The organism is Streptomyces nanhaiensis, assembly GCF_046614825.1.
Lineage (GTDB): Bacteria > Actinomycetota > Actinomycetes > Streptomycetales > Streptomycetaceae > Streptomyces > Streptomyces radiopugnans.
This window is the reverse complement of the sequence record NZ_JBKJFM010000187.1, coordinates 1-10,241: the sequence shown is the minus strand read 5'-3', so window position 1 is coordinate 10,241 and position 10,241 is coordinate 1. Positions and strand designations below refer to the sequence as shown.

The following is a 10,241-nucleotide window of genomic DNA, read 5'->3' as shown; positions in this document are numbered from 1 at the left end:
CGGCCGGGGCCGCCGGAGCGGCGCGGGGCGGAGCGGTGGCGGGGGCGGCCCGGGGGCCGAGACGCGTGTGCGGCACCTCTCCACGCTAGGGCCGCGCAGGCGCGCGACCGGCGCAAACGCGCCAGTGCGGGGCCCGGTCCCCACCCGGTCGGCCGACAGCGGACCGGACTCCGTGCGCTCCGCGCCGCCGTCCTCTGCCCGTCCTTCTCCCGCGTTACCCGGCTTCTCCGGGGGGAAGCGGAACGAACCGGCGCGCGTCACGCACCGCGCATCCGCCTGTGCGACCTGCGCTCCCCCCGGCGCGTTACCACGGCACTCGGTCACCCGTTGTGCATGTGAACCAGAACCGAACGCCAGGAGTTTCCCCGTGTCCCCCATGCTCGATGTCAGCGACGACGTCCGCGCCGAGATCGGCGAGGAGGAAGCCGCCCGGCTGATCGCCGGTGACAGCGCCCCCGGCAGCTACGACTGCACCTCATGCCGCGCCCCCGGCGACCCCGAGCAGGAGCGCACCAGCACCGTGCTCTTCCTCGGCGAGGAGACGGCCGTGCTCGCCTTCGCCCACGCGACCTGCATCCCGTCCCAGGTCGTCCCGGTCTCCGAGGAGCAGCTCAAGGACGCCGTGCGCACCATCACCGGCGGGTCCGGGGCGGGCGAAGCCCCCGCACCGGGCGGCGCGCCCCTGCCGTACTCCCCCTCCGGCGCGCCCTCCGCCGGATCCGGGCCCACCCCCGCACCGCGCCAGGCCGTGCTGGGCGTGACCTGCGGCCAGGTGCTCATCGACGACCAGCTCCACCCCGCGCTCGTCGTCGAGCCCACCGCGCCCATCGCCCGCCCCGGCTCCGACGGTCCCGGCGACGACTTCCTGCCGCTCCTCATCGAGCAGGGCTTCATGCCCGTGAACGACGTGGCACGCGCCCCGGCGCCGGTCGGCGGCTGGTCCGTCCTGCTGGCCATGGGCCGCCTCCACGCCATCCTCCAGCCGGGCCCCGGCGGCGGGCAGCCCACCTCCTGGTGGCAGGCGCACCAGCCGCTGCCGGTCACCGACGACTGGCGGACGGCGGCCAACCGGAGCCGGACGGTCTACGTCTACGCCGCACCGGTCGGCACCATCGGGCAGCAGCCGCGCGAGGACCTGCTGCGCGACGCGCTGGAGAAGGCCGCCGCGGGCGGCCTCCTGGTGGCCGCCGCCATGCCGCTGGCGGGCACCTGAGGACCCCGGGAAACCCGCAGGGCCCGCTTCCCCCTACCGGGGTTTCCCTCCTCCGGGCCCGCATCCGCCGGGCGGCGTGATCGTTGGCACTGACGTGCAGCCTTACGAACCTTCCCGCACCCACAACGCGCATCTCAACCGCGGCCAGATCCCGGGGATGCGCGCCCCCCACGAGCCCATGTCGGGCCACTTCCCGGCCACTCCGATCTACGACGCGCTGTACGCCGAGTACCGGCGCCTGTTCCGGGCCCTGCCCGGGGACCGGAGCGGCGAGGAGGAACTGCGGTTCACGGGCTTCGGCACCGGTACGGCCCACTGGTACGGCGGGCGCCGGGCCGGCGGCTTCCTCCCCGCCGCTCCGGCGCCCGCCGTCCTGCCGCCCGCTCCGCGGGACGGCCGCCCCTACGACCGGTGAGGGCCGTGCCCCGCAGAGGGGCACGACCCTCACCGGTCGTCCGCGGCGGGCGGGGCGGGCACCGGCCTGCGCCTTCCCCGCCCCCGCCTCACTTCTTGCGCCCGCGCTTCTCGCGCACCCGCACCGAGATGTGGATGGGCGTGCCCTCGAAACCGAACTCCTCGCGCAGCCTGCGCTCGATGAACCGGCGGTAGCCGGCCTCCAGGAAACCGGAGGCGAACAGGACGAAGCGCGGCGGGCGGGTGCCCGCCTGTGTGCCGAAGAGGATGCGGGGCTGCTTGCCGCCCCGGATCGGGTGGGGGTGGGCGGCGACCAGTTCGCCGAGGAAGGCGTTGAGCCGCCCGGTCGGCACCCGGGTCTCCCAGCCCGCCAGCGCGGTCTCGATCGCCGGCACCAGCTTCTCCATGTGGCGGCCGGTGCGCGCCGAGACGTTCACCCGCGGCGCCCACTTCACCTGGCCGAGATCGGTCTCGATCTCGCGCTCCAGGTAGTAGCGGCGCTCCTCGTCGAGGGTGTCCCACTTGTTGTACGCGATGACCAGCGCGCGCCCGGCGTCGACCGCCATGGTGATGATGCGGGTGTCCTGGACGCTGACCGGCTCGCTGACGTCGATGAGGACGACCGCGACCTCGGCCTTCTCCAGGGCGGCGGCCGTGCGCAGCGAGGCGTAGTAGTCGGCGCCCTCGGTCAGGTGCACCCGGCGCCGGATGCCCGCGGTGTCGACGAACTTCCAGGTCTTGCCGCCGAGTTCGATCAGCTCGTCGACCGGATCGCGGGTGGTGCCCGCCAGTTGGTCGACGACCACCCGGTCCTCCCCCGCGACCTTGTTCAGCAGCGAGGACTTGCCGACGTTGGGGCGGCCGATCAGCGCCACCCGGCGCGGCCCGCCGATTCCGCCGCCGAAGGTCTGCGGCGGCGCCTCGGGCAGCACCTTCAGCACCTCGTCCAGCAGATCGCCGGTGCCCCTGCCGTGCAGCGCGGAGACCGGGTGGGGCTCGCCGAGGCCGAGCGACCACAGCATAGCGGCGTCCGCCTCGCCGGAGGGCCCGTCGACCTTGTTGGCGCACAGCACCACGGGCTTGCCCGCCTTGCGCAGCAGCCTGACGACGGCCTCGTCGGTGTCGGTCGCGCCGACCGTGGCGTCCACCACGAAGACCACCGCGTCGGCGGCCTCGATCGCGAACTCGGCCTGGGCCGCCACCGAGGCGTCGATGCCCAGGACGTCCTGCTCCCAGCCTCCGGTGTCGACCACCTTGAAGCGGCGTCCCGCCCACTCGGCCTCGTAGGTGACCCGGTCCCGGGTGACGCCGGGGCGGTCCTCCACGACGGCCTCGCGGCGGCCGAGGACGCGGTTGACCAGAGTCGACTTGCCGACGTTCGGCCGGCCGACGACGGCCAGCACCGGCAGCGGCCCGTGCCCGGCCTCGCCGAGCGCCCCCTCGACGTCCTCGGCGTCGAAACCCTCCTGCGCGGCGAGCTCCATGAACTCCGCGTACTCGGCGTCGCCGAGCTCACCGTGCCCGTGCTCGTCGCCGACGTGGGTCTGCTCGTTCATGAAGTCCTGTCCTCGTGTGTACGTGTTGTCCGTGGCCCTGCGTGCCCCGTGTCCCTGCGTGCCCCGTGGGGCGCACGCCCCCGTCCGGGGCGGTGCGCGCCCCCGCGCGGTACGCGCGGGCGCCACGGGTGCAGAGGTCCAGTGTCGCCTAACCGCGCCCGGTGACGTGCCGGGCGTCGGTCAGGTGGGCCGTCAGCCGTCTGCCGATGCGCACCGTCGCCTCGTCCAGCGCCGCCCGGGTGCGCCTGCCGCTGCCGTCGCCCGCCTCGAAGGGCTCGCCGAAGACGACGTCGACGCGGGCCCGCAGCGGGGGCAGCGCGGGTATCGCGCGCCCGCGCGTCCCGGCCGTCCCCAGCACCGCGACGGGTACGACGGGCGCCCCCGAGCGCAGCGCGAAATAGGCCAGGCCCGAGCGGAGCGAGGCGAAGTCGCCCTCCCCCCGGGTGCCCTCCGGGAAGATGCCCAGCACACCGCCGCTGCCCAGCACGCCCAGCGCCCTGGTTATCGCGACGCGGTCGGCGGCCTTCCGGTCCACCTCGATCTGGCCGATACCGGTCAGGAAGGGGTCGAGGGGGCCGATGAAGGCCTCCTTCTTGATCAGGAAGTGCACCGGCCGGGGCGCGGTCCCCATCAGCAGCGGGCCGTCCACGGCGTGCGTGTGGTTGACGGCGAGGATCACCGGCCCGGCGGCCGGGACCCGCCAGGCGCCGAGCACCCTGGGCCGCCACAGCCCGTACATCAGGCCGATCCCGATGCGCCGCCCGACCGCGGCGCCCCGTGCGCTGGGCAGGCCCGGGCCGCCGCTGCCGCTGTCCGCCGCGCTCACCTGGCCTGCTGCTTCTCTTCGATCAGGGTGACGACGCACTCGATGACCTGCTCCAGGGTCAGTTCGGTGGTGTCCACCTCGACCGCGTCGTCCGCCTTGCGCAGCGGGGAGGTCTTGCGGCCGGCGTCGGCGGCGTCCCTCCTGAGCAGCGCCTCTCGGGTGGCGTCCAGGTCGACCGGGCGGCCGCCGCTGCCCTTCAGCTCGCCGCCGCGCCGGGCCGCGCGGGCCTCGGGGGAGGCGGTGAGGAAGATCTTCAGGTCCGCGTCGGGCAGGACGGTGGTGCCGATGTCCCGGCCCTCGACGACGATGCCGGTGGGGGCTCCCGCGGCGATGGCCCGCTGGAGCTCGGTGATCCTGGTGCGCACCGCGGGCACCGCGCTGACCGCGCTGACCGCGCCGGTGACCTCCTGGGTGCGGATCGGGCCGGAGGCGTCCGTGCCGTCCACGGTGATGGTCGGCTCGGCCGGGTCGGTGCCGGAGAGGATCTCGGGGCGGTCGGCCGCGGCGGCGACGGCCTCGGCGTCCCGGACGTCGACGTCGTGGGTCAGCATCCACCAGGTGATCGCGCGGTACTGCGCACCGGTGTCCAGGTAGCTCAGGCCGAGCTTGGCCGCGACGGCCCGGGAGGTGCTCGACTTGCCCGTGCCGGAGGGGCCGTCGATGGCGACGATGACGGGGGCCGGGGCGTCCGGGGACACGGAGGACGCCTGCCGGGAGGTTGCTGCCACGGTGTCGGGCACCTTTCTCGAACTGCTGGGAGCACGGGTGGGACGCGGGCGCGGGGGCGCCGGCGAGGGGAACGCCGGCACGCCCTCCCCGTCCGGCACAAGGCTACCGTCGGCCGGGTGCCCCTACTGCTGCCGGATGGCCCAGCCCCGCTCGCGCAGCGCCGCCGCCAGCCCGGGGGCGGCGCTCGGCTCGACCATGAGCTGGACGTGGCCGGCCTGCTGGCCGGTGGCGTGCTCGATCCGGACGTCCTCGATGTTGACGCCGGCCCGTCCGGCGTCGGCGAAGATGCGGGCCAGCTCGCCCGGCCGGTCGCTGATGAGCACCGCGACCGTCTCGTAGGCGGCCGGGGCCTGCCCGTGCTTGCCCGGGATCCGGGCCCGGCCGCTGTTGCCGCGGCGCAGCACATCCTCGATGCCCGCCGCGCCGCCGGTGCGCTCGGTCTCGTCGGCGGACTCCAGCGCGCGCAGCGCCCGCACCGTCTCCTCCAGGTCGCCTGCCACCGCGGCAAGGACGTCGGCGACGGGGCCGGGGTTGGCCGACAGGATGTCGATCCACATGCCCGGGTCGGAGGCGGCGATCCGCGTCACGTCGCGGATGCCCTGGCCGCACAGGCGCACGGCCGTCTCGTCGGCGCCCTCCAGGCGGGCGGCGACCAGGCTGGACAGCAGCTGCGGGGTGTGCGAGACCAGGGCGACGGCCCGGTCGTGGGCGTCGGCGTCCATCACCACGGGTACGGCGCGGCAGAGCGAGACCAGCTCCAGCGCGAGGTTGAGCACCTCGGTGTCGGTCTCCGGGGTGGGGGTGAGGACCCAGGGCCGCCCCTCGAAGAGGTCGGCGGTGGCGGCCAGCGGACCGGAGATCTCACGCCCGGACATCGGGTGCGTGCCCAGGTAGGTGGCCGGATCGCAGCCCAGCGCCTCGGCCTCCCGGCGCGGGCCGCCCTTGACGCTGCCGACGTCCAGATAGCCGCGGGCCGCCTTCCGGCGCTGGGCCGCGGCGAGGACGGCGGGGATGTGGGCGGGCGGCACGGCCACGACGGCGAGGTCCACCGGCCCCTCCGGGGGCCGGTCGGTCCCCGCGCCCAGGGAGGCGGCCGTGCGGGCCTGGTCGGCGTCGTGGTCCTCCAGGTGCACCCGCACCCCGCGCCCGGCCAGGGCCAGGGCGACGGAGGTGCCGATCAGTCCGGTGCCGATGACGAGCGCGGTCCTCACTGGGCGATGTCCTTGCGCAGGGCCGCGGCGGCGCCGAGGTAGACGTGGGAGATCTCGGCCCTGGTCAGCCCGGTCTCGACATGGGCGAGGATGCGGACCACCCGCGGCATGGCGCCGGCCACGTCCAGCTCCTGCGCGCAGATCAGCGGCACGTCCACGATGCCGAGCTTGCGGGCCGCGGCGGCGGGGAAGTCGCTGCGCAGATCGGGGGTGGCGGTGAACCAGACGCTGATCAGGTCGTCGGCCGTCAGCGCGTTGCGCTCCAGCATCGCGGTGAGCAGTCGCGAGACCCGCTCGTCCATGTGCCCGGCCTCGTCCCGGTCCAACTGCACGGCGCCCCGCACCGCTCGTACCGTCACCTGCTCGCTCCCCTGCGTCCGCGGCTGCACTGCTGTCCTGACCAGCGTAGAGGCGGCGTACCGGCTCCCGCGTCCGCGCCCGCCCTGCGAGACGGCCGCGTGCCACAATCGCGGCCATGCCCTCCGCACCCGGCACACCCGCCCCGCACGACCGGGTCCCGCACGGCCCGGCAGCGCACGGCCCGGACCCGCACGACCTGGTGCGCGACCACACCGTCTTCTCCTGTGTGATGGGCTCGCGCGCCTTCGGCCTGGCGACCGAGGACAGCGACACCGACCGGCGCGGCGTGTACGCCGCGCCGACGCCGCTGTTCTGGCGCCTGGACAAGCCCCCGACGCATGTGGAGGGCCCGCGCCCGGAGGAGTTCTCCTGGGAACTGGAGCGCTTCTGCGCACTGGGACTGGCCTCGAACCCCGGCATCCTGGAGTGCCTGCACTCCCCCCTCGTCGAGCGCCTGGACGACACCGGCCGGGAGCTTCTGGCCCTGCGCGGCGCGTTCCTCTCCCGGCACGCGCACCGCACCTTCACCGGGTACGCCGAGGGACAGCACCGCAGGCTGCGGGCGCGGGTGCGCGGCCGCGGCGAGATCCGCTGGAAGCAGGCCATGCACCTGATGCGGCTGCTGCTGTCCTGCCGCGATCTGCTGCGCACCGGGGAACTCGTCCTGGACGCGGGGCCGTACCGGGAGGGCCTGCTGGCCGTCCGGCGCGGCGAGGTGGCCTGGGCCGAGGTGGAGGCCCGGCTCGCGCGCCTCCGCGAGGAGGCGGACGGGGCCGCCTCCGCCACCCCGCTGCCCGCCGAGCCGGACCGCGCCCGGGTGGAGGACTTCCTGGTCCGCGTCCGCCGCGCCTGCGTCTGAGCCGGCCGCCCGGGAGCCGGGAGGCGTGCCGCTCCCGGCCCGGGGAGGACCCCGGGCCGGGACCGGCGGTGTGCGGGCGGGCGGCGGCCTAGAGGTCGACCTCCCGCATCAGCATGCCCACCTCGGTGTTGGTCAGCCGGCGCAGCCAGCCGGACTTCTGGTCGCCCAGCGCGATGGGGCCGAAGCGGGTGCGCACCAGCTTGTCGACGGGGAAGCCGGCCTCGGCGAGCATGCGGCGGACGATGTGCTTGCGGCCCTCGTGGAGGGTGACCTCGACGAGGTAGTTCTTGCCGGTGTTCTCCACGACCTTGAAGTTGTCGGCGCGGGCGTAGCCGTCCTCAAGCTTCACGCCGTCCTTGAGCCGCTTGCCCAGGTCCCGCGGGATGGGCCCCTGGATGGCGGCGAGGTAGGTCTTCGCCACGCCGTAGCGGGGGTGGGTGAGGCGGTGGGCCAGCTCGCCGTGGTTGGTGAGCAGGATCAGCCCCTCGGTCTCGGTGTCGAGGCGGCCGACGTGGAACAGCCGGGTCTCGCGGTTGGTCACGTAGTCGCCCAGGCACTGGCGGCCCTCCGGGTCCTCCATGGAGGAGACGACCCCGGCGGGCTTGTTGAGCGCGAAGAACAGGTAGGACTGCGTGGCGATCGTCAGGCCGTCGACCTTGATCTCGTCCTTCTCCGGGTCCACTCGCAGGCCCTGCTCGACCACGATCTCGCCGTTGACCTCCACCCGGCGCTGGTCGATCAGCTCCTCGCAGGCGCGGCGCGAGCCCATGCCGGCACGGGCCAGGACCTTCTGCAGCCTCTCGCCCTCCGCCTCGCCGAAGGTCTTGGGCAGCTTGAGCGCCGGCTTGGCGTGCCGTGCGCGGTTGCGCTCCTCGATCTGGGCGTCGTACTCGCGGGGGCGCGCCGGGACCGAACGCCCGCGGGCGCCGCCCTTGCCGCCCTGCCCGGGGCCGGTCCTGGGGCCCTTGGGACCTCCCGTCCCGGCACCCGACCTCGGCCCGCCCCGGGAGGCGCCCCCGGGGGCCTGCCCCTGCCTGCCCTCCTGGCTCTGGCCCTGGCCCTGCCGCCGGCCCTGGCCCTTCGCGCCGCCGGGCTTGGCGGACTTGCCCGGTCCGCCCGGCCTGCCCGGCTTGTCGGGCCCGCCGCCGGAGCCGACGTCGTAACGGCGCTCCTCCGGGCGGGGGCGTCCCGCGCGCTTCTGCCTGTCGTCGCGGCTGTTGCCCGCGCCCCGGTGGTTCCGGTTGCTGTTCCTGCCGCTGCTTCGCATCAAGGTTTCCGTCTAACTGTCTCTAAGTCTGGGAATCGCCGCTGTCGTCCACGTCGAACGACGGCACGCCCTCCTGGCTCTCGGCCTCGACCGCGTCCGCCTCGGGGAGGAAGGGCGCGAGTTCCGGAAGCTCGTCCAGACCGCGCAGGCCCATCCGCTCCAGGAAGTAGTTCGTCGTCCTGTACAGGATCGCACCTGTTTCGGGTTCGGTGCCCGCCTCCTCGATCAGCCCGCGCTGGAGGAGGGTGCGCATGACCCCGTCGCAGTTCACCCCGCGCACGGCCGAGACGCGCGAGCGGCTGACCGGTTGACGGTACGCGACCACGGCCAGGGTCTCCAGCGCGGCCTGGGTCAGCCGGGCCTGCCTGCCGTCCAGGACGAAGCTCTCGACGGCGTCGGCGTACTCGGGGCGGGTGTAGTACCGCCAGCCTCCGGCGACCAGCCGCAGGTCGAAGCCGCGGCCCTGCCGGGCGTACTCGTCGGACAGCTCGCGCAGCGCCACGGCGATCGCGCGGCGGGGGCGCTGGAGCACCTTGGCCAGGTGCTCCTCGGTTGCCGGTTCGTCGACGACCATCAGCACCGCCTCCAGGGCGGGCTTGAGGTCCAGCTCGGCGACGGCGGAGGCACCGGCCGGCGGCCGGGGCTCCTCCGCCGCCCCGCCCGTCCCCGCTCCCCCGCTCGTCCCCGTCCCTGCCGGGTCCGTTCCCGTGTCCGTGTCCGCGCTCATCCGAGGCCGTCCTTCCCGTCGCCGCCTGTGCCGTCGCCTGTACCTCCGCCCGCGCCGTCGCCCGCGTCGAACTCGTCGGTGACCAGCGGCCGCGTCTCCTCCCCGCCGCTCCAGCGCACGGTGAGGCCGCCGAGGGCCTCCTCCTGCTCCAGGGCGACCGCGCGCTCGCGGTAGAGCTCCAGCAGCGCCAGGAAGCGGGCGACGACGGTGAGGGTGTCGGCCGCGTCCTCGGTGAGCGCCGCGAAGCTCGCCTCGCCCAGTTCCCGCAGCCTGGCCACCAGGATCTCCGCCTGCTCGCGCACGCTGACCAGCGGGGCGTGGATGTGGTCGACGTAGACCTGCGGTTCCGGTCTGGGCTGCATCGCCTTGACCGCGAGCCGGGCGAAGCCCTCGGGGCCGATGCTGATGACCACCTCGGGCAGCAGCTCGGCGTGGTGCGGCTCCAGCCCCACCGTACGGGGGTGGCGGCGCGCCTCGGCGGCCAGACGGCCGTCGAAGATCCCGGCGACCTGCTTGTACGCGCGGTACTGCAGCAGCCGGGCGAAGAGCAGGTCGCGCGCCTCCAGCAGGGCGAGGTCGGCCTCGTCCTCGACCTCGGCGGCGGGCAGCAGCCGCGCGGCCTTCAGGTCGAGCAGGGTGGCGGCGACGACCAGGAACTCGGTGGTCTGGTCGAGGTCCCAGTCGGGGCCCATGGCGCGGATGTGCGCCATGAACTCGTCGGTGACCTTCGACAGCGCGACCTCGGTGACGTCCAGCTTGTGCCGGGAGATGAGCTGGAGGAGCAGGTCGAAGGGGCCTTCGAAGTTGTCCAGGACGACCTTGAAGCGGCCGTCGCCGGGCTCGGCGTCGCCGTCCCCGGCTTCCTCCCGGTCCTCCTGCCCTCCGCCCTCCCCCGGTGGCGGGCCCTCCCCGGGCTGCGGCTGCCGTACCCGTTCCGGCTCGGGTCCGGACCCGAGTGCCGGAGCCGGTTCCGGTACGGCCTCGGGCCCGGACGGCGGCCCGGGTGCGGGCTCGGGCCCGGCGGCGGCCGGACCCGCCGGACCGGCCGGTTCCGGCTCCCCCGCGGGCTCGGGCCCGGG

At 75.0% G+C, this 10,241-nt stretch carries 11 protein-coding genes; 3 read left to right on the top strand and 8 right to left on the bottom strand.

Annotated features, from left to right (window positions below):
- The first annotated feature begins 376 nt into the window (after window positions 1-376).
- Window positions 377-1,213 (top strand): hypothetical protein, encoded by an 837-nt coding sequence (locus ACLIYP_RS27035; RefSeq protein WP_412715722.1) that lies wholly within the window; start codon window positions 377-379, stop codon window positions 1,211-1,213.
- Between the two features lie 94 nt (window positions 1,214-1,307).
- Window positions 1,308-1,628: a hypothetical protein gene (locus ACLIYP_RS27030; RefSeq protein ID WP_412715721.1), complete on the top strand. Its 321-nt coding sequence runs from the start codon at window positions 1,308-1,310 to the stop codon at window positions 1,626-1,628.
- An 88-nt stretch (window positions 1,629-1,716) separates the two neighbouring features.
- Here the strand turns inward: ACLIYP_RS27030 and der are convergent, their stop codons facing one another.
- The 5 genes from der to aroH all read right to left on the bottom strand — a co-directional run bounded on the left by der (window position 1,717) and on the right by aroH (window position 6,308).
- On the bottom strand, window positions 1,717-3,183 hold the full coding sequence (der, locus tag ACLIYP_RS27025; RefSeq protein ID WP_412715720.1) for a ribosome biogenesis GTPase Der: 1,467 nt from the start codon (window positions 3,181-3,183) through the stop codon (window positions 1,717-1,719).
- A 148-nt stretch (window positions 3,184-3,331) separates the two neighbouring features.
- Window positions 3,332-4,048 carry a lysophospholipid acyltransferase family protein gene (locus ACLIYP_RS27020; protein WP_412715719.1) on the bottom strand — a complete coding sequence of 239 codons (717 nt, stop codon included), beginning with the start codon at window positions 4,046-4,048 and terminating at the stop codon, window positions 3,332-3,334.
- Window positions 4,006-4,737: a (d)CMP kinase gene (gene cmk / locus ACLIYP_RS27015; protein ID WP_412715718.1), complete on the bottom strand. Its 732-nt coding sequence runs from the start codon at window positions 4,735-4,737 to the stop codon at window positions 4,006-4,008. The genes ACLIYP_RS27020 and cmk overlap by 43 nt, the downstream gene beginning before the upstream one ends.
- A gap of 123 nt (window positions 4,738-4,860) precedes the next feature.
- Window positions 4,861-5,949: a prephenate dehydrogenase gene (locus ACLIYP_RS27010; RefSeq protein ID WP_412715717.1), complete on the bottom strand. Its 1,089-nt coding sequence runs from the start codon at window positions 5,947-5,949 to the stop codon at window positions 4,861-4,863.
- Window positions 5,946-6,308, bottom strand: a complete 363-nt coding sequence (aroH, locus tag ACLIYP_RS27005; RefSeq protein WP_412715716.1) for a chorismate mutase — start codon at window positions 6,306-6,308, stop codon at window positions 5,946-5,948. The genes ACLIYP_RS27010 and aroH overlap by 4 nt, the downstream gene beginning before the upstream one ends.
- Before the next feature lie 116 nt (window positions 6,309-6,424).
- On the opposite strand from aroH, the gene ACLIYP_RS27000 reads away from it, so the two are divergent.
- Window positions 6,425-7,168, top strand: a complete 744-nt coding sequence (locus ACLIYP_RS27000; protein ID WP_412715715.1) for a nucleotidyltransferase domain-containing protein — start codon at window positions 6,425-6,427, stop codon at window positions 7,166-7,168.
- An 88-nt stretch (window positions 7,169-7,256) separates the two neighbouring features.
- Here ACLIYP_RS27000 and ACLIYP_RS26995 read toward each other — a convergent pair whose 3' ends face one another.
- The 3 genes from ACLIYP_RS26995 to ACLIYP_RS26985 all read right to left on the bottom strand — a co-directional run.
- Complete coding sequence (locus ACLIYP_RS26995; RefSeq protein ID WP_412715714.1) at window positions 7,257-8,435, bottom strand: pseudouridine synthase; 1,179 nt, start codon at window positions 8,433-8,435, stop codon at window positions 7,257-7,259.
- 22 nt (window positions 8,436-8,457) lie between these two features.
- Window positions 8,458-9,162: an SMC-Scp complex subunit ScpB gene (gene scpB / locus ACLIYP_RS26990; protein ID WP_412715713.1), complete on the bottom strand. Its 705-nt coding sequence runs from the start codon at window positions 9,160-9,162 to the stop codon at window positions 8,458-8,460.
- Window positions 9,159-10,241 (bottom strand): segregation and condensation protein A (locus tag ACLIYP_RS26985; RefSeq protein WP_412715712.1); only part of this gene is annotated, 1,083 nt, incomplete at its 5' end. The genes scpB and ACLIYP_RS26985, both read right to left, overlap by 4 nt.